17 protein-coding genes and 1 pseudogene are annotated in these 25183 nt (G+C 72.1%); 13 read left to right on the top strand and 5 right to left on the bottom strand.

The genetic code is table 11. From position 1 onward, the window contains the following. Positions 1-138 precede the first annotated feature (138 nt). The 3 genes from ABKA19_RS08350 (at position 139) to ABKA19_RS08340 (ending at position 1151) form a co-directional block, all read left to right on the top strand. On the top strand, positions 139-372 hold the full coding sequence (locus ABKA19_RS08350; RefSeq protein WP_353688505.1) for a hypothetical protein: 234 nt from the start codon (positions 139-141) through the stop codon (positions 370-372). A gap of 22 nt (positions 373-394) precedes the next feature. Then, on the top strand, positions 395-721 hold the full coding sequence (locus ABKA19_RS08345) for a hypothetical protein (protein WP_353688504.1): 327 nt from the start codon (positions 395-397) through the stop codon (positions 719-721). 175 nt (positions 722-896) lie between these two features. Next, on the top strand, positions 897-1151 hold the full coding sequence (locus ABKA19_RS08340; RefSeq protein ID WP_353688503.1) for a hypothetical protein: 255 nt from the start codon (positions 897-899) through the stop codon (positions 1149-1151). 133 nt (positions 1152-1284) lie between these two features. Here the strand turns inward: ABKA19_RS08340 and ABKA19_RS08335 are convergent, their stop codons facing one another. Next, on the bottom strand, positions 1285-4098 hold the full coding sequence (locus tag ABKA19_RS08335; protein WP_353688502.1) for a PAS domain-containing protein: 2814 nt from the start codon (positions 4096-4098) through the stop codon (positions 1285-1287). Positions 4099-4314: 216 nt separating this feature from the next. Here ABKA19_RS08335 and ABKA19_RS08330 point away from each other — a divergent pair, with 216 nt between their 5' ends. The 3 genes from ABKA19_RS08330 to ABKA19_RS08320 all read left to right on the top strand — a co-directional run bounded on the left by ABKA19_RS08330 (position 4315) and on the right by ABKA19_RS08320 (position 6303). Further along, a complete protein-coding gene (locus ABKA19_RS08330) occupies positions 4315-4659 on the top strand; it encodes a Na+/H+ antiporter NhaA (protein WP_353688501.1) in 345 nt (114 codons plus the stop codon). After that, entirely contained in the window at positions 4601-5725 is a 1125-nt protein-coding gene (gene nhaA / locus ABKA19_RS08325; RefSeq protein WP_353688500.1) for a Na+/H+ antiporter NhaA, read from the top strand. The genes ABKA19_RS08330 and nhaA overlap by 59 nt, the downstream gene beginning before the upstream one ends. A 257-nt stretch (positions 5726-5982) precedes the next feature. Further along, a complete protein-coding gene (locus ABKA19_RS08320) occupies positions 5983-6303 on the top strand; it encodes a YkgJ family cysteine cluster protein (RefSeq protein ID WP_353688499.1) in 321 nt (106 codons plus the stop codon). Positions 6304-6438: 135 nt separating this feature from the next. Here ABKA19_RS08320 and ABKA19_RS08315 read toward each other — a convergent pair whose 3' ends face one another. After that, positions 6439-6648, bottom strand: a complete 210-nt coding sequence (locus ABKA19_RS08315; RefSeq protein WP_353688498.1) for a cold-shock protein — start codon at positions 6646-6648, stop codon at positions 6439-6441. 300 nt (positions 6649-6948) lie between these two features. On the opposite strand from ABKA19_RS08315, the gene ABKA19_RS08310 reads away from it, so the two are divergent. The 7 genes and pseudogenes from ABKA19_RS08310 to ABKA19_RS08280 all read left to right on the top strand — a co-directional run. After that, complete coding sequence (locus ABKA19_RS08310) at positions 6949-15681, top strand: glycoside hydrolase family 94 protein (protein WP_502945741.1); 8733 nt, start codon at positions 6949-6951, stop codon at positions 15679-15681. Next, positions 15660-15935, top strand: coding sequence for a hypothetical protein (locus tag ABKA19_RS08305; protein ID WP_353688497.1), 276 nt, complete (start codon positions 15660-15662; stop codon positions 15933-15935). The genes ABKA19_RS08310 and ABKA19_RS08305 overlap by 22 nt, the downstream gene beginning before the upstream one ends. A 92-nt stretch (positions 15936-16027) precedes the next feature. Beyond that, the gene (locus ABKA19_RS08300; protein ID WP_353688496.1) at positions 16028-16474 is read left to right on the top strand and encodes a helix-turn-helix transcriptional regulator; all 447 of its coding nucleotides are present in this window, start codon (positions 16028-16030) and stop codon (positions 16472-16474) included. Positions 16475-16775: 301 nt separating this feature from the next. Beyond that, positions 16776-17303 (top strand): DUF4199 domain-containing protein, encoded by a 528-nt coding sequence (locus ABKA19_RS08295; protein ID WP_353688495.1) that lies wholly within the window; start codon positions 16776-16778, stop codon positions 17301-17303. A 510-nt stretch (positions 17304-17813) separates the two neighbouring features. Then, positions 17814-20090, top strand: coding sequence for a patatin-like phospholipase family protein (locus tag ABKA19_RS08290; RefSeq protein WP_353688494.1), 2277 nt, complete (start codon positions 17814-17816; stop codon positions 20088-20090). Between the two features lie 264 nt (positions 20091-20354). Then, complete coding sequence (locus ABKA19_RS08285; RefSeq protein ID WP_353688622.1) at positions 20355-21794, top strand: glycoside hydrolase family 30 protein; 1440 nt, start codon at positions 20355-20357, stop codon at positions 21792-21794. Positions 21795-21957: 163 nt separating this feature from the next. Continuing rightward, a pseudogene (locus ABKA19_RS08280) lies at positions 21958-22326 on the top strand (transposase); the annotation flags it as partial. A 469-nt stretch (positions 22327-22795) separates the two neighbouring features. On the opposite strand, the gene ABKA19_RS08275 reads toward ABKA19_RS08280, so the two are convergent. The 3 genes from ABKA19_RS08275 to ABKA19_RS08265 all read right to left on the bottom strand — a co-directional run bounded on the left by ABKA19_RS08275 (position 22796) and on the right by ABKA19_RS08265 (position 25179). Further along, positions 22796-23431, bottom strand: coding sequence for a hypothetical protein (locus ABKA19_RS08275; RefSeq protein ID WP_353688493.1), 636 nt, complete (start codon positions 23429-23431; stop codon positions 22796-22798). A 201-nt stretch (positions 23432-23632) separates the two neighbouring features. Further along, positions 23633-24406, bottom strand: coding sequence for a DUF899 domain-containing protein (locus ABKA19_RS08270; RefSeq protein ID WP_353688492.1), 774 nt, complete (start codon positions 24404-24406; stop codon positions 23633-23635). A 98-nt stretch (positions 24407-24504) separates the two neighbouring features. Continuing rightward, positions 24505-25179 (bottom strand): NHL repeat-containing protein, encoded by a 675-nt coding sequence (locus ABKA19_RS08265; RefSeq protein ID WP_353688491.1) that lies wholly within the window; start codon positions 25177-25179, stop codon positions 24505-24507. Between the last annotated feature and the right edge of the window lie 4 nt (positions 25180-25183).

Genomic DNA, 25183 nt, shown 5'->3' with positions numbered 1-25183 from the left:
GCAGGCGGTTGTCGTGCGCTCACACTTCGTCGCGTGCGCACGCTCACGCGGCGTTGAGAGGCACGCGCGCACGATCGCTGCGCCACCGCATCGGGCCCCTGTGCGCGGGCGCCGATGCCAGGACTGGAGGATGTGCCGATGATTGCGTGGTCCGTGTTGCGAATGCCGATGCTGCTGCTGGGGTTGGCCCTGCTGGCCGCCTGCAGCGGCGAGAATCCCGCGCCCACCGCCGATGCGCACCAGCCCGCCAATGATTCGGAGTACGGCACCGGCGCGCAGGAGACGCGTTCGCCGGAGGAGGCCGAGAACGCCGACGCGCCCAATGACGATGGCGACGGCGTCGAGGAAGCCGATGACACACCGCGGCCGTGAGGCGCGACGCAGCGCTGGCTGAATGGCCGCGCCGCTGCTCACGCCGGACAGGCGTTACCTGGTCGTGCGCGGCCGCCTGTGGCGCGCCAGCGATCCGGGCCTCGATCCAGGAACACGCCAGCGCGAGGTCGACCGGCTGATGGTCGCGCGCCGCGCCGTACGCAGTGCGCTGCGCAGCGATGATGCCGATGCACTGGCCCTGGCGCGCGCGGCGGTGCAATCGGCCAAGGTCGCGCTCGGCGAGCGCGGTCCGGTGTGGTGGGACGACGGCGCACCGGATTTCAACCGGCGCATGGTCGCCAACACGCCGTACGCGGACTGGCATGCCGGGCTGGAGGAAGGCGACTGAGCGCGGGCCAGGCATGGCGCCGGGCAGGGCGCGTGGATCGCGTAGCACGCCAGTCGTGGATGGCGCCGGTGTTGCCGGGCGCCGCCGCCCACGCCGCACCCGCTGCCTTCACGCAGCGCGGCCTAGGCTCGATGCATCCGGGCGGTGCGCGCCGCCCTTTCGAAGGAGTGCGGACATGGCGATGCCACGGGGCAGGCGCGGCGGCGATGGCGACGGGTCATCCGCCAGGGACGGTACGAACGACGGCGAGGCCGCGCGGCGGCAGGAGACGGCCGAGCAGCAGCAGGACCAGGCGATGGAACGGCAGCGCAGCCAGCCCTCGCCGGGCGAGGAGACGGTGCGCCGCGAGCAGGGCGGCCACGACCGGCCGGTCGGTGGAGACCACCGTCCGCATCCGCGGCCGAAGCCGGACGCCGACAGCAGCCGCTAGCGCGCGGTTGAGCGGGGTGCGCGGCGCCGTCGTGGCGCGCATCGTCCCGCGCCGGTCGAACGCGGCGGGCGCCGGTCGCGGTCCTGCGCGCGCGCGCCGGGCGCGCTCTCCGGAGACAGTCCGTGTGGCTCCGCTAGCGCGCCGGCGCGGCCTCGTCGAGCACCGCGCGCACCCGCTGCGCCAGTTCCTCCACCGTGAACGGCTTGCCCACCAGGTGCACGCCCGGATCGAGCACGCCGTTGTGGACGACTGCATTACGGGTGTAGCCGGTGGTGAACAGCACCTTCAGGTCCGGGCGGCGTTCGCGGGCGCGGTCGGCGAGCTGGCGGCCGTTGAGGCCGGGCATCACCACGTCGGTGAACAGCAGGGTGATTTCGGCATGGGCCTCGAGCAGGCGCAGGGCCGCGTCGGCACCCTCGGCCTCCAGCACGCGGTAGCCCAGCTCGGTGAGTGCATGCACGGAGAACTCGCGCACCGCCGGCTCGTCATCCACCACCAGCACCACTTCGCCGGAATCGCCCAGCGGCAGCGGCGAGGCGGTGCCCGTGGCCTCGCCGGCCGACTGCGCCGGCGAATGCCGCAGCAGTCGCGGCAGGTACACCTTCACCGTGGTGCCCTGGCCGAGCTCTGAGTAGATCTTGACGTGGCCGGCGGACTGCTTGACGAAGCCGTACACCTGCGACAGCCCCAGGCCGGTGCCGCGGCCGACCTGCTTGGTGGTGAAGAACGGATCGAACGCCTTGGCGATCACCTCCGGCGGCATGCCGGTGCCGGTGTCGGTCACCGCGATCATCACGTACTGGCCTTCCGGCACGCCGACCTGTTCGGCGGCGTAGCGGTGGTCGAGGTGGCAGTTGGCGGTCTCCACGGTGAGGCGGCCGCCGTCGGGCATCGCGTCGCGCGCGTTGACCACCAGGTTGAGGATCACGTTCTCCAGCTGGTTGGCGTCGGCGTGGGTCCACCACAGGCCGGCGCCGAGCACGGTCTCCAGGCGCACGCTGCTGCCCAGCGAGTGCACCAGCAGGTCGGACATGCCGGCGACCAGGCGGTTGGCGTCAAGCGCCACCGGCTGCAGCGGCTGCTGGCGCGAGAACGCCAGCAGCCGCTGGGTGAGCAGGGCGGCGCGGCGCGCGCCGTCGATGGCCAGGTCCACGTAGCGGCGCGCGCGCGGGTCGTCGTCGCCCATGCGCGCGGCCAGCAGGTCGAGCGGGCCGATCACCGCGGCGAGCATGTTGTTGAAGTCGTGGGCGATGCCGCCGGTGAGCTGGCCCACCGCTTCCATCTTCTGGCTCTGCCGCAGCGCTTCCTCCACCTGCAGGCGGCCGGCCACCTCCTCGGCCACGCGGTGCTCCAGGCGCTCGTTGAGTTCCTGCAGCTGCGCCTCAGCGCACTTGCGCGCGGTGACGTCGATCACCACTCCCACCACGCGCACGCAGGCATCGCCCTCGAACAGGCCGCGGCCCTTGGCCGCGACCCAGCGCACGACGCCGTCTTCCTTGCCGACGGTGCGGTACTCCACGTCGTAGAGCGCGCGCCGGCCCGGGTCGATCGCCGCGTCGAACGCGGCGCTGGTGCGTTCGCGGTCCTCCGGGTGCAGGCCTTCGTAGAAGTCGCGCATCGACACCGGCACGTGCGCGGAGATGCCGAACATGGCCTTGGTCCGCGGCGGCCAGACCAGCAGGTCGTTGACCAGGTCCACGTCCCAGAAGCCCATGTCGCCGGCGTCGGTGGCCAGGCGCAGGCGCTCCTCGCGCTCGGCCAGGGCGGCTTCGGCCTGCTTGCGTTCGGTCAGGTCGAACATCGCCCCGATCATGCGCAGCGGCGCGCCGGCGTCGTCGCGCAGCACGGTGCCGCGGTCGAGCACGGCGGCATAGCTGCCGTCGGCGCGGCGGAAGCGGTATTCGCCGGTCCAGGTGCTGCCGGTGCCGTCGATCACCGCGTGGATGTCGGCATCGATGCGGGCGCGGTCGTCGGGATGGATGTGCTCCAGCCACCACTGCGCGCTGGTCTCGGCGCGGGCGTGCCCGAACAGGGTGGTCAGGGCCTCGTTCCAGATCACGTGGCCATCGGCCATGCGCCAGTCCCAGATGGCGTCGTTGGTCGCGTGCGCGACCAGCCGGTAGCGCTCCTCGGTCTCGCGCTGGCGCTGTTCGGCGGCCTTGCGCTCGGTGATGTCCAGCGAGGTGCCGACCAGGCCGACCACGGTGCCGTCGGCATCGCGCAGCGGCGCCTTGGTCGACAGCCAGGTGGCGCGCCGGCCGTCGGGGAAGCTCACTTCCTCCTCCAGCTGCTCGGCCTGGCCGCTGGCCATCACCCGCGCGTCGGCGGCCATCACCGCGGCGGCCTGCGCCGGGTCGGCGAGCAGTTCGGCGTCGGTGCGGCCGACATAGGCCTCCGGCGGCCGGCCGATCAGCTCGGTGGTGCCGCGGTTGCCGATCAGCAGCCGGCCCTGGCGGTCCTTGGCGTAGACCACGCCGGGCATCGCCTCGACGAAGGAGCGCAGCAGGGTCTGGGCCTGGTCGCGCTCGGCCTCGAGCCGGCGCCGTTCGCCGATGTCGATCAGCACGCCGGGGAAGGCGACCGCGCGGCCGTCCGGATCCAGCTCGACCCGGCCGATCGCCTCGAGCCAGCGGTAGGCGCCGTCGGCGCCGCGCGCGCGGTACTGGTGCACGTAGCGGCCGCCGCGCCGGATCGCCGCGGCGATCGCCGCTTCCAGCCCGGCCTGGTCGTCGGGGTGGATCGCGCCCACCACGTGGTCCAGGGACACCGGGCCACGCGCCAGCGCCGGGTCCAGGCCCAGGGCATGGGCGAGGGATTCGTCGATGTGCAGGCGGTCCCGGGCCACGTCCCACGACCAGGTGCCGACGATCACGCCGGCGGCCATCGCCCGGCGCACGCGCTCGCTGTCGGGGGTGTGCGTCGTCTCGGTTTCCTTGAAGGGCGGCACGCGGTGTCCTCGAAACAGGAAGGCCCACGCGTCGTGCGCGGCCTGACGGCAGCGGGTGGGGACGTGGAAAGGAATGCAGTCTAGACCAGCGCGCGCGAGGGCGCTGGCGCGCGGGGGCGTGCGCGTGGGCGGCGTGGCCGGCGCCGGATCACGTGCGCGTCATCCACGCCGCGCCATGCTGGCGCCAGCGGCGATTCCGTCGCCAGGGAGCAGCACATGCGGGCGCGCCTTCGCGGTTCCGGCACGCGCGCCACCCGCGGCGAGGACCTCTCGCGCCTGCCGTACGCCTCGGTCGACCGGCTCGCGAGGCCGTTCCTCTATTTCGTGCGCGTCGAGGCGATGGCCGGGGTGGTGCTTCTGGCGAGCACCGCCGCCGCCCTGGCCCTGGCCAACAGCCCGTGGTCGCAGGCCTTCATCGGCCTGTGGCAGCTGCCGGTCGGCGTGAGCGTCGGGGGCGCTGGAGACGAGCCGCTCGCTCCAGCACTGGATCAACGACGGGCTGATGACGTTGTTCTTCTTCGTCATCTCGCTCGAGCTGAAACGGGAGCTGGTGCTGGGTGAGCTGCGCAACCCGCGCGTGGCGGCTCTGCCGATGGCCGCGGCGCTGGGCGGCATGCTGGTCCCGGTGGGCGTGTTCCTGATGCTGGTGGAGCCGGGACCGCAGGCGCGCGGGTGGGGCACGGTGATGTCCACCGACACGGCCTTCGTGATCGGCTGCCTGGCGGTGCTCGGCTCGCGCATTCCCGGCAGCCTGCGGCTGTTCCTGCTCTCGCTGGCCATCTTCGACGACGTCGGCGCGGTGCTGGTGGTGGCGGTGGGCTACGGCGGGCCGCTGGACGCGATCGCGCTGGCGCTGGCGGCGGGCACCGTCGGGGCGATCGTGGCCCTGGGCCGGATGGGCGTGCGTGGCATGTCGATCTACGTCGCGCTCGGCGTGGGCCTGTGGGTGGCGCTGGACCGGTCCGGCCTCCATGCCACCGTGGCCGGCGTCATCCTCGGCCTGCTGGCGCCGTCGCGCCGCTGGGTCAGCGACACGCGCCTGCGCGCCATCCTCGACCGGGTCACCGCGCGTCCGCTCGACGAGCGCTGGGGTGGCAACGCGATGGCGCGCCACGACCTCAGCCGCGCCGGCATCGCCACGCGCGAGGCGCTGTCGCCGATCGAACGGCTCGAGCTGGCGCTGCATCCCTGGGTCGCGTTCGCGGTGCTGCCGCTGTTCGCCCTCGCCAACGCGGGCGTGCCGCTGCGCGGCCTCGCGGTCGATGGCGGCCTGGCGCTGGCGGTGGCGGCGGCGTTCGTGCTCGGCAAGCCGGCAGGCGTGGCGCTGTTCGCGGTCGCCGCGGTGCGCACGGGGATCGCGATCCGCCCGCCCAGCCTGCCCTGGCGGTTGTTGCTGCCCGGCAGCGTGCTCACCGGGATCGGGTTCACGATGGCGCTGTTCATCGCCGACCTGGCGTTCGACGCCGGCAGCCTGGCTTCGGCCAAGCTCGGCATCCTGGTCGCGTCGGTGGCCTGCGCCACCCTCGGGCTGGGCGCGCTGGCATGGGCCACGGCCGGGACCGGCCACCGCAACGCCCGCGCGGCGCTGCCCGGCGCCGATGCGCGGTCCGCCGGTGCACGCCGGTGAGGCGGCGACCGCGGCGTCACGCGCGTGGAGTAGCATGGCCCCGCAGGCTCCGTTGCTGCCGCGCGCGTCCCGCAGGCCAGGCCCGCTGTTACCCGGCCCTCCGCTTCGCTCCCTTCCATGCGTGACCCGTCCCGCCCCGGCGGGATGGCGCTGACGGGAGAGCCCATGGCCGCTTGCCCGATCCACGACGATCCTGTCTCCGCCGGCGACCCGGGCTGGCGGCCGCTGCACGCGCGCCGCGCCGGCGCGGTGGCCGCATGAGCCGCCTGCCGCTGCCGGCGCCGACCACCCAGTGCGAGCGCTGCGTGGCGGTGTGCTGCCGGTTGACTGTGGTGCTGCAGCCGGAAGACGACATCCCCGAGCACCTGACCGTGCCACTGCCGAACGGAGGCAAAGCCATGGACCATGATGCCTCCGGCTGGTGCGTGGCGCTGGACCACGAGCACATGAACTGCAGCATCTACGCGCAGCGTCCGGACGTATGCCGGCGCTTCGTCATGAACGGGCCTTACTGTCGGGCGCTGCGCATCGACTACAGCCGCGATCGCGCGCGGGGTATCCCGGCGCAGCTGGAATGAGGACGGTGGGCTGGCCGGCCGGGTGGCCGGCGCGGGGCATCGGGCAACAAAAAAAGCCCGGCATGCGCCGGGCTCTTCTTGCGCAAGGCCGGCTTTCGCGGGCCTTGCACGTCCATCAGCCGGTGAGGGCCTGGATCAGAGCGCCTGGACCTGGTCGGCCTGCATGCCCTTCTGGCCCTGCACGGCGACGAACTGCACGCGCTGGCCTTCCTGCAGGCTGCGGAAGCCCGAGGACTGGATGGAATTGTGGTGGACGAAAAGGTCCGGGCCGCTTTCCGGGGTGATGAAGCCGAAGCCCTTGGCGTCGTTGAACCACTTCACGGTGCCGGTCTGGGTCTGGGACATGTGTATATCTCCTTGGAGCATGGAAAAGAGCCGCTTGGGCGGCGGGGAGCTGGCTGCAAGGAGGGAATGGGTGCAACGGTGCAGTGGATCTTGATCGACGGCATCGGGTCACGGATTCGAGTGACCCTTGTAACTCAGCACGGCCACGGTAGGCCGATCGCGGCCGAATAGCAAACCGGCGCCACGTCGCCGTTCATGTCCGGCGCCGGCGCGCCACCCTCTGCCGCGTTCACGCCGGTGTCCCCGCGCCGGTGCAAGGATGGGTGCCGAGGCCGGTGCCTCGTTCCCCACGGACGCACCATGTCACCGTCGCAGCGGATGTTCGGTCGCTGGCTGCGCTTGCGCCGTCGCCTGCGGCGCGTTTGGCGCATCCGTCGCGCCGCCGCGCAGGCACCTGCGATCGAGCAGCCGTTGCGCGCGGCGCTGTACAACGTCGAGCAGATGGAGCTGCACGGGCGCGTGCTGGCGCAGGCCCATCGCCTGCAGCCGCGGCCCGGGCCGGTGCGGCTGCTGGAGAGGTTGCAGGAGAACGAACGCGTGCTGGACGACGCCAGCACCCTGCTCACGCGGCTGGTGCAGGACGACGTGCGGATCACGCCCGCCGGCGAATGGCTGCTGGACAACTTCTACCTGGTCCAGGAGCAGATCCAGACCGCGCGCCGGCACCTGCCCAAGGCCTACAGCCAGCAGCTGCCGACGCTGGCGCAGGGCCCCTCGGCCGGCCTGCCGCGGGTCTACGACCTCTCGCTGCAGGCGATCGCCCATGGCGATGGCCGGATCGACGCCGACACCATCGGCCGCTTCGTCGCCGCCTACCAGGAGGTGACGCCGCTGCAGCTGGGCGAGCTGTGGGCGGTGCCGATCATGCTCAGGCTGGCGCTGATCGACAACCTGCGGCGCATGGCCGTCGGCGTGATGCGCGATGGCGCCGACCGGCAGCGGGCCAGCCTGTGGGTGGAGGCGCTCAACCGCACCGCCGCGGAGAACCCGGTGGACGTGGTCCTGGTGGTCGCCGACATGGCGCGCTCCCGGCCGCCTTTGACCGGGGCGTTCGTCTCCGAACTGACCCGCGCGCTGCAGGGGCAGGGCTCGGTGCTGGCGATGCCGCTGGCGTGGCTGGACCAGTGGGCCGCCGACGGCGGCCACCGCATCGAGGAACTGGTCCACGGCGAGAGCCAGCAGCAGGCCGCCGACCAGGTCTCGATCAGCAACAGCATCGGCAGCCTGCGCTTCCTGGCCACCATGGACTGGCGCCTGTTCGTCGAAGAGATGAGCGTGGTCGAGCAGGCGCTGGGCGGGGATCCGGCCGGCACCTACGCGCGGATGGATTTCAGCACCCGCGACGCCTACCGCCACGTGGTGGAGGAGATCGCCCGGCGCAGCCGAGCGCCCGAGCCGGAGGTGGCCGCCATCGCCCTGCGCCTGGCCGGGGCGGTGGCCGAGGTCGATCCGCAGGACCGCCGCGCGCACGTGGGCTACTACCTGGTCGACGACGGCGTGGTGCAGATCCAGGCCGAAGTCGCCGCGGCGGCGCCGCGTTACCGGCACGCGCGCCTGCCGCCGCGCCGGGTGCGCCTGGCGGCCTACCTGCTGCCGATCGCGGTGATCACCGCGATCAGCACCTGGGGCCTGCTGTCGGCCGGCAGCGGGCCGCTGTCGCCGTGGTGGGCGGCGGTGCTGGCGGTGGTGGTGTTCAGCGAGCTGGGCATCGTCCTGGTGAACTGGACGGCCACCCTGCGCGTGCCGCCACGACCACTGCCGCGGATGGACTTCTCGCACGGCATCCCGGCGCAGTTCCGGACCCTGGTGGTGGTGCCGAGCATGCTGTCCACCACCGCTTCGATCGATGCGCTGGTCGAAGGGCTGGAGGTGCGCTTCCTCGCCAACCGCGACGCGCAGTTGCACTTCGCCCTGCTCACCGACTTCCTCGACGCCGACCGGCAGGCGCTGCCGGGCGACGACGAACTGCTGGCGCACGCCAGCCGCCAGGTGGAGCGGCTCAACGAGCGCTATGCGCCGGAGCAGGGCGACCGCTTCTTCCTGCTGCACCGGGCGCGCGAGTGGAACCCGCGCGAGCGCCGCTGGATGGGCCACGAGCGCAAGCGCGGCAAGCTGGCCGCGCTCAACCGGCTGCTGCGCGGGGGCGACGGCGGCGCGTTCGTGCGCGTGGTCGGCCGGACCGCGCCGCTGGCGCAGGTGCGCTACGTCATCACCCTGGATACCGACACCCGCCTGCCGCGCGACGCGGCGCGCGAGTTCGTCGCCACCCTGGCCCATCCGCTCAACCGGCCGCGCTTCGACGTGGCCCGGCGCCGGGTGGTGGAGGGCTACGGCATCCTCCAGCCCAGCGTGGGCACCAGCCTCGGCGGCCGGCGCAGTTCGCGCTATGCGCGTCTGTTCGGCAGCGAACCGGGCATCGACCCGTACACGCGCACCGTCTCGGACGTGTACCAGGACCTGTTCGGCGAAGGGTCGTTCGTCGGCAAGGGGATCTACGACGTGGATGCGTTCGAGTACGCGCTGGGCGAGCGCTTCCCGGACAACAGCATCCTCAGCCACGACCTGCTCGAAGGCTGCTACGCGCGTGCCGGCCTGGTCAGCGACGTGCGCCTGTACGAGGAGTACCCCGAGCGCTACGCCGCCGACATCAAGCGCCGCGCGCGCTGGATCCGCGGCGACTGGCAGCTGCTGCCGTGGCTGCTGCCCTGGGTGCCGCGCCGTGGCGGCGGGTTCGAGCGCAATCCGCTGAGCTGGCTCTCGCGCGGCAAGCTGCTGGACAACCTGCGCCGCAGCCTGGTGGCGCCGGCGGCCGTGGCGCTGTTGCTGCTCGGCTGGGCGTGGTCGCCGCAGCCGCTGGCGTGGATGGCGTGGGTGCTCGGCCTGTGGCTGCTGCCGGTGCTGCTGCAGGCGCTGCGCAACGCCGCCGCCTTGCCGCTGGACATGCCTTGGGAGGCGCACCTGGCGCAGGTGGGCAAGGACAGCCTGCGCCAGCTGCTGCGCGCGGTGGTGACGCTGGCCTGCCTGCCGTACGAGGCCTCGGTGAACCTGCTGGCGATCGCACGCACGCTGTGGCGGCTGCTGCTCAGCCGCCGCCACCTGCTGCAGTGGAACCCGTCGAGCGAGGTCGAGCGCAGCGTGGGCCGCGACCGCGGCGCCGAGTGGCGCAGCATGGCGCTGGCGCCGCTGTTGGCGCTTGGCGTGGCGGCCTGGCTGGCGGTCGCGCGTCCGGGCGTGCTGCCTCTGGCCGCGCCGGTGCTGGTGCTGTGGCTGCTGTCGCCTGGGCTGATGGCGTGGCTGGGCTGGCCGCCGCGCACGCAGGGCGCGCAACTGACCGGAACGCAGCGGGCGTTCCTCGGACGCCTGGCGCGCCGCACCTGGGCCTTCTTCGAGACCTACGTGCGCGCCGAGGACCACTGGCTGCCACCGGACAACATCCAGGAGCATCCGTCGCTGGTGGTGGCGCGGCGTACCTCGCCGACCAACATCGGCCTGTCGCTGCTGGCCAACCTGTCGGCGTACGACTTCGGCTACGCGCAGGTGGGCGCGGTGATGGAGCGCACCCGGCGGGTGTTCGGCACGCTGGACGAACTGCCGCGCCACCGCGGACACTTCTGCAACTGGTACGACACCGCGACCCTGCAGCCGCTGCCGCCGCGCTACATCTCCACCGTGGACAGCGGCAACCTGGCCGGCCACCTGCTGACCCTGCGCCAGGGCCTGCTGGCCCTGGCCGATGCACCGGTGCTGGCGCCGCATACCTTCGACGGCCTGGCCGACACGCTCGGCGTGCTGGAAGACGAGCTGGCCCGGCAGCCGCTGGCCACGGGCGCGGAGGCCGATGCGCTCGCCGCCGCGCTGTCCGGCTTCCGCGAGGCGCTCGCTCCGGCCGTGGAGCTGCGCGCGCAGGCCGCCGGCCAGGCCGAGCGCCGTCTGGCGCAACTGATGGCGCACGCCGAGGCGATCCTCGCCGCATGGCCGCCGGCCCTGGCTCCGGTCGACGGCCGGCGGCACTGGCCGGCCGCGCTGCTGGAGGCCTGCCAGGACGCGCATGCCGAACTGCTGTTCTTCATGCCCGGCCTGCTGGCCGGCGATCGCCTCGCCGCCGGTGACGCCAGCGAGCCCATCCCCACGCTGCGCGCGTTGCACGCGCAGTCGCCGCAATCGCCGGCCGGGATGCGCGCGCGCGAACGCATCCACCAGCTGGAGCGGCTGGCGCACCTGGCCGGCCAGTTCTCGCTGATGGAGTACGGGTTCCTGTACGACCGCGGCCGCCACCTGCTGGCGATCGGCTACAACCTCGACGAGCACCGCCTGGACAGCGGCTACTACGACCTGCTCGCCTCAGAGGCGCGGTTGTGCACCTTCGTCGGCATCGCCCAGGGCCAGCTGCCGCAGGAAAGCTGGTTCGCGCTGGGCCGGCTGCTGACCGAGGTCGACGGCTACGCGACGCTGCTGTCGTGGAGCGGCTCGATGTTCGAGTACCTGATGCCGCAATTGGTGATGCCCAGCTATCCGGACACGCTGCTGGACCAGACCTCGCGGCACGCGGTGGAGGCGCAGATCAGGCACGGCCGCACCCTGGAGGTGCCATGGGGCATCTCCGAGTCCGGCTACAACGCGGTCGATGCGCGGATGAACTACCAGTACCGTGCGTTCGGCGTGCCGGGCCTGGGGCTCAAGCGCGGCCTGGCCCAGGACCGGGTGATCGCGCCATACGCCAGCATGATGGCGCTGATGGTGGCGCCGGAGGCGGCCTGCCAGAACCTGCAGCGGCTGGAGTCGCTTGGTTTCTCCGGCGCGTTCGGCATGTACGAGGCGATCGACTACACGGCCGCGCGGGTGCCGCCGGGCCAGGACTGCGTGCTGATCCGTTCGTTCATGGCCCACCACCAGGGCATGGGCTTGCTGGCGCTGGACTACCTGCTGCGGCGGCAGCCGATGCAGCGGCGCTTCCTGGCCGATGCCGAGTTCCAGGCCACCGTGCTGCTGTTGCAGGAGCGGATCCCGCAGACCGGCCTGTTCCATCCGCACGAGGCCGAGGTGCAGGGCGCGCGCGCCATGTCGGGCGAGACCGAGACCCAGCTGCGGGTCCTGCGCAACCCGGCAAGCGCCCGGCCGGAGGTGCAGCTGCTGTCCAACGGCCGCTACCACGCCATGCTCACCCACGCCGGCGGCGGCTACAGCCGGCACCGCGACATGGCCACCACGCGCTGGCGCGAGGACGGCACCTGCGATCCGTGGGGCACGTTCTGCTACCTGCGCGACGTGGAGAGCGGCGAGTTCTGGTCCACCGCGGCGCAGCCCACCGGCGTGGCGATGGAGCACTACGAGGCGATCTTCTCCGATGCCAAGGTCGAGTTCCGCGGCGCCAGGAACGGCTATGAAAGCCACCTGGAGATCGCGATCTCGGCCGAGGACGACATCGAGCTGCGCCGGCTGCGCCTGAGCAACCGCAGCCGGCGCACGCGCACCATCGAGATCACCACCTACGCCGAGGTGGTGCTGGCGCCGGCGATCTCCGACGAGGTGCATCCGGCCTTCAGCAACCTGTTCGTGCAGACGCAGATCGTCCGCGCCAAGCAGGCCGTGCTGTGCACCCGCCGGCCGCGCGCGCACGACGAGGTGCCGCCGTGGATGTTCCACCTGATCGCCGTGCACGACGCCGACATCACCGAGATCTCCTACGAGACCGACCGCGCGCGCTTCCTCGGCCGCGGCAACACCCCGCGCGCGCCGGATGCGCTGACCGGGCAAGCCAGCCTGTCCGACACCGACGGCTCGGTGCTCGATCCGGTGGCGGCGATCCGCTGCCGGATCGCGCTGGAGCCTGGGCAGACGGCGATGGTCGACATGGTCTACGGCGTGGGTGGCGATCGCGAGGCCTGCGCCGGCCTCGTCGACAAGTACCGCGACCGGCGCCTGGCCGACCGCGTGTTCGACCTGGCCTGGACCCACAGCCAGGTGGTGCGCCGGCAGATCAACGCCAGCCAGGCCGAGGCGCAGCTGTACGAACGCCTGGCCGGCCTGGTGCTGTACGCCAACCCGTTGCTGCGCGCCGACCCGGAGGTGCTGCTGCAGAACCAGCGCGGCCAGTCCGGCCTGTGGGGGCATGCGATCTCCGGCGACCTGCCGATCGTGCTGCTGAAGATCACCGACGCCGAGAACATCGAGCTGGTCCGGCAGATGGTGCAGGCGCATGCGTACTGGCGGCTCAAGGGCCTGCGTGCGGACCTGGTGATCTGGAACGAGAGCAAGAGCGGCTACCGCCAGCAGCTGCAGGACCAGATCCTGGGCATGGTCTCGGCCGATCCGGAATCCAGCGTGCTCGACCTGCCCGGCGGCATCTTCGTGCGGCCGGCGCAGCTGATGTCGCAGGAGGACCGGGTATTGCTGCAGGCGGTGGCGCGGGTGATCGTCAGCGACGAGCTGGGCACCCTGGCCGCGCAGATGGGCCGCTATGCGCCGCCCGAACGCGCGCTGCCGGCGAAGCTGCCGGAAAGCCCGGTCGCCGCCACGGTCGAACCGCCCGCCTCGGCCGACGCAGGCCTGCCGCCGCCCGCGGCCGCTGGCGGCGAGCCGCCCGATGGCGCGCATGATCCGTGGCCGTTCCTGCCGCTGTCGGCCGGCATGCTGTTCGACAATGGCTTCGGCGCGTTCGCCGCCGACGGCCGCGAATACATCGTCGTCTCCCGCGAGGGCCTGCCGACCCCGGCGCCGTGGTCCAACGTGATGGCCAATCCCCGGCTGGGCACGGTGGTCAGCGAAAGTTCGCCGGGCTACACCTGGTTCGAGAACGCGCACGAGTTCCGGCTCACGCCCTGGCACAACGATCCGGTATCCGATACCGGCGGCGAGGCGTTCTACCTGCGTGACGAGGAGACCGGGCGGGTGTGGTCGCCGATGCCGCTGCCGTGCCGCGGGCGGGGCGCCTACCGCACCCGGCACGGCTTCGGCTACACCGTCCACGAGCACGAGGAGGACGGCATCGCCAGCGAGCTGTGGATCTACGTGGCGGTCGAGGACGCGGTGAAGTTCTCGGTGCTGCGCCTGCGCAACCTGTCCGGTCGCGCGCGGCGCCTGACGGCCACCGGGTACGTCGAGTGGGTGCTGGGGGACCTGCGTTCGAAGTCGCAGATGCACGTGGTGTGCGAGCGCGACGCCGCCAGCGGTGCGCTGTTCGCGCGCAACCCCTACAACACCGAGTTCGGCGGCCGGGTGGCGTTCTTCGACACCGATGCGGCGGACTGCAGCTGGACCACCGACAGGGTCGAGTTCCTCGGCCGCAACGGCAGCCTGTCCGGGCCGGCGGCGTTGAAGCGCGAGCGCCTCTCCGGGCGCCTCGGCGTGGGGCTGGATCCGTGCGCGGCGATCCAGGTGCCTATCGACCTGGCCGACGGGCAATCGCGGGAGACGGTGTTCCGCCTGGGCGCCGGCCGCGACTACCCGGAGGCGCAGGAGTTGGCGCGCCGGGTGGCCGGTGCCGGCCAGGCGCACGACGCGCTCGATGCGGTGCGCATCCACTGGCGCGGGCTGTTGACCACCGTGCAGGTGAGCACGCCCGATCCGGCGGTCGATGCGCTGGCCAACGGCTGGCTGCTGTACCAGACCCTGGGCTGCCGCTATGTCGCCCGCAGCGGCTACTACCAGTCCGGTGGGGCGTTCGGGTTCCGCGACCAGCTGCAGGACAGCATGGCCACCGTGCATGCGATCCCGGCGCTGTCCCGCGAGCACCTGCTGCTGAGCGCGGCGCATCAGTTCCCGCAGGGCGACGTGATGCACTGGTGGCATCCGCCGCAGGGACGCGGCGTGCGCACGCGCTGCTCGGACGACTACCTGTGGCTGCCGCTGGCCACCTGCCTCTACCTGGAGGTGAGCGGCGACGCCGGCGTCCTCGACGAGCAGGTCGGTTTCGTCGAGGGGCGTGCGGTCAATCCCGACGAAGAGGGCTATTACGACCTGCCGGTGCCGTCGCGGCTGCGGCAGTCGCTCTACCAGCACTGCGTGCTGGCGCTGCGGCGCGGCTGCGGCCTGGTCGGCGGTCGCGGCCTGCCGTTGATCGCGACCGGCGATTGGAACGACGGCATGAACCGGGTCGGCGAGGCCAACCGCGGCGAGAGCGTGTGGCTGGGGTTCTTCCTGTACGAGGCACTGCAACGCTTCGGCGTGGTGGCGGCGCAACGCGGCGATGCGGAGTTCGCCAACTGGTGCGCCGGGCAGTCCGTGCAACTCCGCGACAACCTGGAAGCCCACGCCTGGGACGGGGAGTGGTACCGGCGGGCCTGGTTCGACGATGGCACGCCGCTGGGTTCGGCGCAGGGCGACGAATGCCGGATCGATTCGATCTCCCAGAGCTGGTCGGTGCTGTCCGGCGCGGCCGGCCCGGAGCGCGCGCGGCAGGCGCTCGACTCGCTCTACCGCCACCTGGTGCGACCGGAGGCAGGGCTGGTACAGCTGCTGGATCCGCCGTTCGACAAGACGCCCAAGGATCCGGGCTACATCCGTGGCTACGTGCCCGGCGTGCGCGAGAACGGTGGCCAGTACACCCATGCGGCGGTGTGGGCGGCGATGGCGTTCGCCCACCAGGGCGATGCGGCCCGGGCCTGGGAACTGGCGAAGATGATCAACCCGGTCAACCATGCGCTGGATGCATCGGCGGCAGCGATCTACAAGGTCGAACCGTATGTGCTGGCGGCCGATGTCTACGCCGTGGCGCCGCACGTCGGCCGTGGCGGCTGGACCTGGTACACCGGTTCGGCCGGGTGGATGTACCGGCTGCTGGTGGAATCGTTGCTGGGATTGCGCCGCACCGGCGAGCGCCTGGCGCTGAAGCCGTGCCTGCCGGCGGACTGGCCCGGCTACGGCATGCAGTACCGCTTCGGCGGCAGCGCCTACCGGATCACGGTGGAGCAGGTCGACGGCTCGGCGGGCCGGCTCAGCGTCGACGGCCAGGTTCAGCCGGGTTTCGATCTGGCGCTGGTCGACGACGGCGGCATCCACGAGGTGCACGTCCAGTGGCCCAGGGGCCCGGCGTGACCCGCGACCGGGCGGCGCTGGACCGGGAGCTGGACCGGCTGTCCGCGATGCTGTCGCCGTGGCTGGCGCACCTGCGCCACCCGGCCCAGTTCTGGCCCCAGTTCGACGCGCTCGCGGGGCGTATCCGCGGGCAGGCGCGGGCCGAGGACCGTGGCCACGTGGATGCCCGCCTGCTGCGGATGCTGGCCGGGCATCCGGAACTGCGGCGCGGCCTCCCGACCCGGCGCGCCAGCGCTGGCCGTCGGCGTCCATGAACCGGGGGAGGGACGCACGCCGCCGCGCTGTAGGGCGACAGGCCGGGCATCCTGTGGGGTAGTGCAACCGTGGCGGTTAGCATGGCGCCATGATGCCCTCGCGTCCGCATCTGCCGTCCTGGTGGAAGGCCGCCGTCCTGTACGGCGCGCTGCTCGCCGCCGGCTCCGGCGCGCTCGCCTGGCTGGACTACCAGCGCCTGGTCCGCAGCCATGCGGCCGAGGTCTACGACCTGCTGCTGGCCGGGGGTTTCCTGGCGCTGGGCCTGTGGCTGGGGGCGCGGCTGTGGGGCCGGCGTGGCGGGCCGGCGCCGGCGTTCGACGGCAATCCGCGCGCGCAGGCGGCGCTGGGCATCAGCCCACGCGAGATGGCGGTGCTGGCCGAGCTGGCCGCGGGGCATTCGAACAAGGAGATCGCCGCGCGCCTGCACGTCTCGCCGAATACGGTGAAGACGCACGTGGCGCGGCTGTTCGAGAAGCTCGGCGCGCGCCGCCGCACCGACGCCCTGCGTCGCGCGCGCGAGCTGGGCCTGGTCCCGTAGAGCCGGGCTTGCCCGGCTGCGCTGTCGCGGTGCCCCCCCTGGAAGAGCAGCGGGGCAAGCCCCGCTCTACGAATGGCGCGACGGGTTCGCGGGCTGCCTTCGGCGATGCTCCCGTAGAGCCGGGCTTGCCCGGCTGCGCTGTCGCGGCGCCGGCGAAAGAAGCAGCGGGGCGAGCCCCGCTCTACGAATGGCTGCGGCCCGCTCGAAAGGGCGGCGGATGCCGAATCACCCTTTCCTACGATTGCCGGCGGCGTGGCCGCGGTGCCCAATGGGCGTCCTTCAACACGACGAGGTCATGGCCATGTGGCGCACTCTCCTGAAGTACGGACTGATCGCCGGGGTGGTCGCCGGCGGCGCACTGCTGGCGACCATGCTGGTGTTCCAGGGCCAGCCGCCGGCCGGCGGGGTCGGCATGGCGCTCGGGTTCGCCTCGATGCTCATCGCGCTCAGCGCGGTGTACGTCGGCATCCGCCACCACCGCGACGTTGCCGGCGGCGGGGTGATCCGGTTCTGGCCGGCGTTCGGGCTGGGGCTGGGCATCAGCGCGGTCGCCGGGCTGGTCTACGTGGCCGCCTGGGAGCTGTGCCTGGTGCTGGCCGACCGGGACTTCGCCGCGTTCTTCGCCAACTCGATGGTCGAGGGCGCGCGCAGCAAGGGCGTGGACGGCGCCCAGCTCGAGCGGGTCATCGCCGAGGCGCAGGCGTTCGAGGCGATGTACCGCAACCCGCTGGTGCGCATGCCGATGACCTTCGTCGAGATCTTCCCGGTCGGAGTGCTGGTGTCGCTGGTGTCGGCCCTGGCGCTGCGCCGGCCACGCGCGGCCCGATAGGGCGCAGCGGGTGTGGCGTGGGTAGGGCGCAGCCGGGCGAGCCCGGCTCTATGGGCGCCGCATCGCGTAGAGCGGGGCTTGCCCCGCTGCCCGTGCGTCGGTGCGTGGTCGGCAGGACGCAGCGGATGCCTCGTCGGTCAAGCGCCGCCGGGTGCCGGGGTGGAGCGCAAGGGCGGGCGCAGCCGGGCGAGCCCGGCTCTACGCGAGTGCGGCGGGGCGATCCGGCGCGACGCGGCCGCCGAAGGATCGATGTGGGTCCTAGGTCCGATGGGCGGGGATGCCTGGCATCCCGCAGGCTTGGGGTCCTGGCGCGGCCAGCGTCGGCATAATGCCGGCGCACGCTGCGTTCGACCCACGCCAACGCCATGGAGCGCCCACATGCAGGATCGGCAGGACCGGAGCAGGAGACGGGCCACCACCGGCCACGCGCACCCCATCGTTCCCGCGCATTCCTGCATCTCCCCCGTACTGGACGGCGCGACCCGGCACCGGCCCGCCCGCGCGTTGGCCATGCTGCTCCTGGCACTGCTGGCGCCGTCGGCCCTGGCGCAGGCGCCAGCCTCGCGCGCCGAGGCGGCGCTGGAGCGGATCGAACAGGCGCAGCAGTCGCCGGCGCCGGTGCCGACCGCGCCGGCCATCTCCAGCAACGGCCACTCGTGCCCGCAGCGCGACGGCGACACCTCGCGCCCGCGCATCGGCCTGGCCCTGGGCGGTGGCGGTGCGCGCGGCGTGGCCCACATCGGCGTGCTGCGCAAGCTGGAAGAACTGGGTATCCCGGTGGACTGCATCGCCGGCACCAGCATGGGCTCGCTGGTCGGCGGCATGTACGCGGCCGGCGGCTCGATCGACCAGCTCGAGAGGATCGTCACCGAGACCGACTGGAAGCGCCTGTTCGACGATTCGATCGAGCGGCGCGACCGCTCGTTCCGGCGCAAGCAGGACGACCGCGACGGCGTGGCCACGATCGGCATCGGCCTGGGCCGCGGCAAGCTGGAGGTGTCGCCCGGGGTGATGCAGGGCGAGCGGGTGCTGTCGATGTTCCAGCAGGAAACCATGGCGGTGGCCACGGTGCGCGACTTCGACGAGCTGCCGATCCCGTTCCGCGCCATCGCCACCGACCTCAACACCGGCGAGGCGGTGGAGCTGGGCAGCGGCAGCCTGCCCGAGGCGATGCGCGCGTCGATGTCGCTGCCGGGCATCTTCCAGCCGGTGGAGATCGACGGCCGGGTGCTGATCGACGGCGGCATCGCCGACCAGGTGCCGATCGACACGGTCCGGCGGATGGGCGCCGACGTGGTGATCGCGGTGGACGTGGGCACGCCACTGATGGCGCTGGGCAGCAACGCCAGCGTGCTGCAGGTGGTGTCCCAGCTCACCGGCATGCTGACCGTCGGCAATACCCGCCGTTCCACCGACACCTTGGGCCCCAACGACGTGCTGATCGTGCCGCCGCTGGGCGACGAGGTGGCCACCGGCGATTTCGACAAGGCGGTCGATGCCCTGCGCATCGGCGACGAAGCCGCGCAGGCCGCCAACGGCAAGCTTGCGGCGATGCCGCGCTGGCGCGCCGGCGCGCCAGCCAGGCCGGCGCCGGTCGACAAGCCGGTCATCGAGTTCGTGCGGCTGGAGAACGAGAGCCCCTACGCCGACGAGGTCATCGCCGGGATGCTCGAGGTCCCGCTGGGCCAGCCGCTGGATCCGCAGCGGATGGAGGCGTCGATACTGCGGGTGTACAGCGAGGACACCTTCGCCAGCGTCAGCTACCAGGTGGTGGAGGAGGACGGCCGCACCGGCGTGGTCGTGCATGCGCGCGAGAAGCCGCAGGGGCCCAACTACCTGCAGGCCGGCCTGCGCCTGCAGACCGACTTCAACGGCAACTACGAATCAAGCCTGCAGCTGGCACTGCTGCGCGCCCCGGTGACGCCGTACGGCGCCGAGGCGCGGATCCTGCTCGGCCTCGGCAGCGAGCCCGGCCTGCAGGGCGAGTACTACCACCCGTTCGACCCGATGTGGCGCTGGTACTTCTATGGCCGCGCCGGGATCCAGGGCAGCGACATGCCGCTGTTCAACCTGCGCGGCGACCGCGTCGCCACCTACGAAGGCTCGGTGGCCGGCATGGCGCTGAGCCTGGGCCGGACCTTCGGCCGCTATGGCGCGGCCGAACTGGGACTGGAACGGACCGATGGCACGGCCGAAGTGCTGGTCGGCGATCCGGACCTGCCCGACCTCGACCTGGGCGCCGGGACCTGGTTCACCTGGGCCCAGGTGGACCGGCTGGACAGCCTGTATTTCCCGCGCGAGGGCTATTCGACGCGCGTGATGTATCGCGCCACCACCGGCTGGCTGGGCGGCGATGCCGACTTCGAGGAGGTGGGGCTGGACGTGCTCGGCGCGATTCCGTTCGGGCGCCACGCGGTGCAGGCCGCGCTGGCGTACCACGCCACCATCGACGGCGTGCTGCCGTTGTCCGAGCGCCACCGCATGGGCGGGCGCGGGCGCCTGGTGGGCTACCACTACAACGAACTGACCGGGCAGAACTACGCGCTGGTGATGCTCGGCTACAGCTACCAGCTGGCCTCGATATTCAGCCGCTCGGCGGTCGTGGGGACCACGCTCGAGTACGGCAACGCCTGGGAGCGGCGGTGGCAGATGGACTGGAGCGACGGCGTGTTCAACGGCAGCGTGTACGTGGGCTTCGACTCGTGGATCGGGCCGATGCAGTTCGGCTACGGACTGCGCGAGGGCGGCGACGGCGTGCTGTTCCTGGAGATCGGCCGGCCGTTCTGAAGTGCGCGCGCAGCCGGGCAAGCCCGGCTCTACTCGGGGTGGCGCAGGCGGGCCTGCCCGGTTCCGCGCGGGGCGGTGCGTTCGTAGAGCGGGGCTTGCCCCGCTGCTTTCGAGGGACGCCTCGGCGGTGAGGCAGCCGGGCAAGCCCGGCTCTACGCGGGGCGACACAGGCGGCCAAACCCGGCCCCACGAGGACGTCGATGCGCCGGCCGGGTTACCCTGCGCCGTCACGACAACGAGGAGGGAGCCGTGAAGTCCATTTTGATGACAGCGCTGGTCATGCTGGCGCTGCCGGCGCAGGCCGCCACGCCCAAGGCCGGGACTGCCGCAGGCGGCAAGGGAGGCGAGGTGGTCACGATCTACACCAGCGCGCAGGGCGCCAGGCAGCAGATGGCGCGCAGCCAGGCCGCGCCGCTCAAGGCCGGCCATCCGCTCAATGAAGGCGAGAACTCGGTCTTCGTCGACCCCGGCATGCGCTTCCAGTCGCTGCTGGGCATCGGCGGGGCGATCACCGACGCCACCGCCGAGACTTTCGCCAAGCTCGAGCCCGCGCGCCAGGAAGAACTGCTGCGCGCCTACTACGACACCGAGCAGGGCATCGGCTACACCCTGGCGCGCACCACCATCCACAGCTCGGACTTCGCCAGCGGCAGCTACACCTACGTCGAGGAAGGCGACAAGGACCTGGAGACCTTCTCGATCGAGCACGACCGCCAGTACCGGATCCCGATGATCAAGCGCGCGATCGCCGCCGCCGGCGGCACGCTGCCGATGATGGCCAGTCCGTGGAGCGCGCCGGCCTTCATGAAGGACAGCAAGCGCATGCTCCAGGGCGGCAAGCTGCTTCCCGAATACGCCGCCGCCTGGGCGAACTACTACACGAAGTTCATCGACGCCTACACCGCCGAGGGCATTCCGATCTGGTCGATCAGCCTGCAGAACGAGCCGATGGCCAAGCAGACCTGGGAGTCGATGCTGTACACGGCCGAAGAGGAGCGCGACTTCCTCAAGAACCACCTCGGTCCCACCATCAAGGCCAGCGCGCATCCGGACACGAAGATCGTGGTGTGGGACCACAACCGCGACATGATGGTCCATCGTGCCAACGTGATCTTCGGCGATCCGGAAGCATCGAAGTACGCGTGGGGCATGGGCTTCCACTGGTACGAGACCTGGGCCGGCTTCGACCCCATGTTCGAGAACGTGCGCCGCGTGCACGAGTCCTACCCGGACAAGGTGCTGCTGCTGACCGAGGCCACGGTGGAGAAGTTCGACTGGTCGCAGGTGCAGCGTTGGGCCAACGGCGAGCGCTACGGCACCTCGATCATCAACGACCTCAACAACGGCGCGTCGGGCTGGATCGACTGGAACATGCTGCTCGACGAGACCGGCGGCCCGAACCACGTCGGCAACTACTGCTTCTCGCCGATCCACGCCGACACCCGCACCGGCGAACTGGTCTACACGCCCAGCTACTGGTACATCGGCCACTTCTCCAAGTTCCTGCGCCCGCAGGCGCGGCGGGTGAGCGCGGCCAGCAGCCGCAGCAACCTGCTGGCGACCGCCTTCCTCAACCCGGACGGCACCCTGGCCACGGTGGTGATGAATCCGACCGGCAAGGAGATCGCCTACAACTACTACGTCGGCACCGCCTCGACCCGGGTCACCATCCCGGCGCACGCGATCCAGACGCTGGTGCACTGAGCGCGCGCGGGCGGCCTGTCGCGCCGCTGCCTTTGGTGCAAGGGCAGCCGGGCAAGCCCGGCTCTACGAGCGTGCCGCGACGATGGGGCCGTAGAGCGGGGCTCGCCCCGCTGCCCCCGGGAGCTTTTCCTGCAAGGGCAGCCGGGCAAGCCCGGCTCGGTGGATGGCAATTTCCGGCGTGTGGGCGGGAGGTAGGCCGATTCGCGGACTTCTGCGGACGGGTGATGCTGGCGGCATGTCCAGTCCCCGCCTGCAGCACGGCCGCGAGGCCATCCACGGCGCAACGTATGCGATCACCGCGGTCGCGGCGGGCCGGCGCGCGACGTTCGCCGATGCCGACGCTGCCGAAGCGGTCGTCGATGAGCTCCGGCTGGCCGGGCGCCTGGGCATGGCCATGTCATTGGCCTGGGTGGTGATGCCGGACCACCTCCACTGGATGTTCGAGCTGCAGGGATTTTCGCTGGCGCAGGTGGTGGGGCGGGTGAAGTCGTGCAGCGCGCGTCGGATCAACCTGCTCCGCGGCACGGATGGTGCGGTCTGGCAAGCCGGCTATTACGACCACCGGATGCGCGACCACGAGGACCTGCTGGCGCAGCGCATTACATCCTCGGCAACCCGATCCGGCGTGGCCTCGTTTCCCAGGCCGGCGCCTATCCATACGCCTGGTGCCGCTACCCGACGTAGAACGGGGTTCGCCCCGCTGCCTTGGCTTCGGGCGTCTTCGGCACGGCAGCCGGGCGAGCCCGGCTCTACGTGCGCCGGCCACCTTTGGCGTGCGCGCGGCCCGCGGCGACACGCTCTTCGTAGAGCGGGGCTCGCCCCGCTGCCTTGGCTTCGGGCGTCCTCGGCGACGGCGCAGCCGGGCGAGCCCGGCTCTACGCGCGCCCGGCCACCTTGGCGTGCGCGCGGCCCGCGGCGACATGCTCCTCGTAGAGCGGGGCTCGCCCCGCTGCCTTGGCTTCGGGCGTCCTCGGTGACGGCGCAGCCGGGCGAGCCCGGCTCTACGCGTTGCTGCGACGCCGGGCGAGCAAGGCGGCGCCGATCGCCAGCGGCGCGGCGGTGGCGACCATGGCGGTGGCATGCACGGCCACCACCGCCAGCGTGGTGGTTACCCGGGGATCCATGCCCAGGGCGGGGTGCGAGCCGGGAGCAGCGGCGCACAGCGGCAGCAGCGCCGGCAGCAGCAGCCATCCCGCGCCGTGCAGGTGGGCGAGCAGGAACGCGGCCAGGCCCAGGCCCAGCGTCGGCATGCGGCCGCAGGGCGGCAGCACATTCCACTCCATGACGTGGCGCAACAAAGAGTGCGCGAGTGGCGGCACGGAACGGTGCATCGAGCGGTGCACTGAGTGGTGCATGGAACGGCGGAAAAACCAGTGCGCCACCATGGCCAGCAGCACGGCTGCGATCCCGCCCGTCACCAGCGCCGGCGAAAACCGGGTGCCGAACATCACCGCCGCCGCGAACAGCGCCACCGCGGCGACGTGGCCGGCGGCGAGCGGGACCATCGCCCGCGCCGCCACGCGCCAATCGCGCCCCCGCCAGGCGCAGGCGCTGGCCAGCGGCCAGCCCGAAGCCGGATGCAGGCCATGCAGGGCACCGGCGCCGGCGACCAGCAGCCAGGGCCACCAGGTGCTCATGGCGGGCCTCCAGTGCCGGCTTCATGCAACAAGCGCAACGGGATGTCCATCCTCATCCTCGCTCCCCGCAGGAAAGTCCGCGACGGAGCGCGTTCGTGGCGATCGCATCGCCCCGTCGTCGACAGTACAGCCCAAACGATGTCCATGGCGCGCGACGGTCGTCGTGGCAGCGGCCAAGGCGGTACGCGCCTGCGGCGTCGGTCAGCGGTTGCCGCCGCAGCAGGACGCGGGCGCCACCGTCGCGTCCTCGTAGCGGTCGTGGTGGCGCACCCAGGCCATGCTGTACGGCAGGCCGTCCTCGTCGCGGCCCTTCGGCGCCAGGTCGATCAGACGGTAGGCGCCGATCATCGCTTCCACGCCGCGGCCGTAGGTCGAGTAGGTGTGGAACACGGTGCCGGCGGCGTCGCGCGCGAACAGGCTGATGCCCGGTGCCTCGTCGCGCGCGATGGCCCGGCGGGCGTAGTTGTAGACGACCTCGCCGTCGACGCGCTGGTCCGGGTCGAAGCCCACGCCGAAATCGCGGTTGAAGGCGGTGCCGTGCGAGGACACCCAGCGGAAGCGCCAGCCCATCCGCTGGCGGAAGCGCTCGATCTGCGCCAGCGGCGCGCGCGAGACGGCCACGTGGGCGATGTCGCGATGGGCCAGGTGCACGGCGATGCCGTCGATGTGGTCGGCCATGAACGAGCAGCTGCGGCAGCCTTCCTCCCAGCCGGGGCCGAGCATGAAGTGCTGCACCAGCAGCTGGCTGCGTCCGCCGAACAGCTCGGCCAGCGTGCGCGAGCCGTCGAGGGTGTCGAACACGTAGCGGGTATCCACGCGCACCCACGGCAGAGCGCGGCGTTCGCGCGCGACCTGGTCCTGCAGGCGCGACAGCGCCTTCTCGCGTTCGAGCAGTTCCAGGCGCTGGCGGGTCCAGGCCTCGCGGCTGGCGATGCGCGGAGCGTCGGGGAGGGTTGGGGTGGCGATCGCGTTCATGGCGTGTCCTTCGTGGGGGAGGGAGTGGGCATGGCCTGCCCGTGCCGGCGCAGGGCCGGCAGGCGGAACATCGGAAAGGGCGGAAGGCGGGTGGGCGGTCAGCCGCCGCCGCGTGCCGGACGGCGTAGCGCGCGGACCTTGCGGCTGCCACCGCCGCCGCAATAGAACAGGTCGGCGCCATCGGACTCCAGGCCGCTGACGAAGATGCCTTCCGGCAGGCTCAGCCGTTCGAGCACGGTGCCGTCGTCGGGGTCGATCCGGCGCAGCTCGCTTTCCTCGCCTTCCCAGACGCCATGCCAGAGCTGGTGGTCGACCCAGGTCACGCCAGTGACGAAGCGGTTGGAGTCCAGGCTGCGCAGGATGCGGCCGCTTTGCGGATCGACCTGGTGGATGCGCCGCTCGCGGTACTCGCCGACCCACAGGCTGCCGTCGGCCCAGGCCATGCCCGAGTCGCGGCCCTGGCTGGGCGCGGGGATCGAATGCACCACCGCGCCGGTGGCCGGATCGATCTTGTCGATGCGCGCTTCGGCGAGCTGGTAGAGATGGGTGCCGTCGAAGGCGGTGCCGGCGTCGGCCGCGTGTTCGAGCACGCGTTCGGTCTCGCCGCTGGCCGGATCGAAGGCGAGCATGCGCGGGCCGATCGCGGCCCACACGCGCCGGCCGTCGAAGCTGACGCCGCCGACGTCGCCATCGAACGGGCCGTACTCGCGCACGAGTTCGGCCGGTTGGGCCGGCACTGCGGCGACGTCGCGCGGGTCGTGGGAGTCGTTCATCGGG

It is taken from the genome of Pseudoxanthomonas sp. Soil82 (genome assembly GCF_040446535.1).
Taxonomy (GTDB): domain Bacteria; phylum Pseudomonadota; class Gammaproteobacteria; order Xanthomonadales; family Xanthomonadaceae; genus Pseudoxanthomonas; species Pseudoxanthomonas kaohsiungensis.
This window is presented reverse-complemented; position numbering and strand designations above follow the sequence as displayed.

What these genes read in the sequence shown, in the direction of transcription:
- ABKA19_RS08270 (WP_353688492.1), bottom strand. Translation starts at nt 24,406, where the DNA reads ATGAACGCGATCGCCACCCCAACCCTCCCCGACGCTCCGCGCATCGCC.
- ABKA19_RS08345 (WP_353688504.1), top strand. Translation starts at nt 395, where the DNA reads ATGGCCGCGCCGCTGCTCACGCCGGACAGGCGTTACCTGGTCGTGCGC.
- ABKA19_RS08275 (WP_353688493.1), bottom strand. Translation starts at nt 23,431, where the DNA reads ATGAGCACCTGGTGGCCCTGGCTGCTGGTCGCCGGCGCCGGTGCCCTG.
- ABKA19_RS08340 (WP_353688503.1), top strand. Translation starts at nt 897, where the DNA reads ATGGCGATGCCACGGGGCAGGCGCGGCGGCGATGGCGACGGGTCATCC.
- ABKA19_RS08315 (WP_353688498.1), bottom strand. Translation starts at nt 6,648, where the DNA reads ATGTCCCAGACCCAGACCGGCACCGTGAAGTGGTTCAACGACGCCAAG.
- ABKA19_RS08300 (WP_353688496.1), top strand. Translation starts at nt 16,028, where the DNA reads ATGCCCTCGCGTCCGCATCTGCCGTCCTGGTGGAAGGCCGCCGTCCTG.
- ABKA19_RS08330 (WP_353688501.1), top strand. Translation starts at nt 4,315, where the DNA reads ATGCGGGCGCGCCTTCGCGGTTCCGGCACGCGCGCCACCCGCGGCGAG.
- ABKA19_RS08320 (WP_353688499.1), top strand. Translation starts at nt 5,983, where the DNA reads ATGAGCCGCCTGCCGCTGCCGGCGCCGACCACCCAGTGCGAGCGCTGC.
- ABKA19_RS08290 (WP_353688494.1), top strand. Translation starts at nt 17,814, where the DNA reads ATGCTGCTCCTGGCACTGCTGGCGCCGTCGGCCCTGGCGCAGGCGCCA.
- ABKA19_RS08350 (WP_353688505.1), top strand. Translation starts at nt 139, where the DNA reads ATGATTGCGTGGTCCGTGTTGCGAATGCCGATGCTGCTGCTGGGGTTG.
- nhaA (WP_353688500.1), top strand. Translation starts at nt 4,601, where the DNA reads ATGACGTTGTTCTTCTTCGTCATCTCGCTCGAGCTGAAACGGGAGCTG.
- ABKA19_RS08265 (WP_353688491.1), bottom strand. Translation starts at nt 25,179, where the DNA reads ATGAACGACTCCCACGACCCGCGCGACGTCGCCGCAGTGCCGGCCCAA.
- ABKA19_RS08295 (WP_353688495.1), top strand. Translation starts at nt 16,776, where the DNA reads ATGTGGCGCACTCTCCTGAAGTACGGACTGATCGCCGGGGTGGTCGCC.
- ABKA19_RS08285 (WP_353688622.1), top strand. Translation starts at nt 20,355, where the DNA reads ATGACAGCGCTGGTCATGCTGGCGCTGCCGGCGCAGGCCGCCACGCCC.
- ABKA19_RS08310 (WP_502945741.1), top strand. Translation starts at nt 6,949, where the DNA reads ATGTCACCGTCGCAGCGGATGTTCGGTCGCTGGCTGCGCTTGCGCCGT.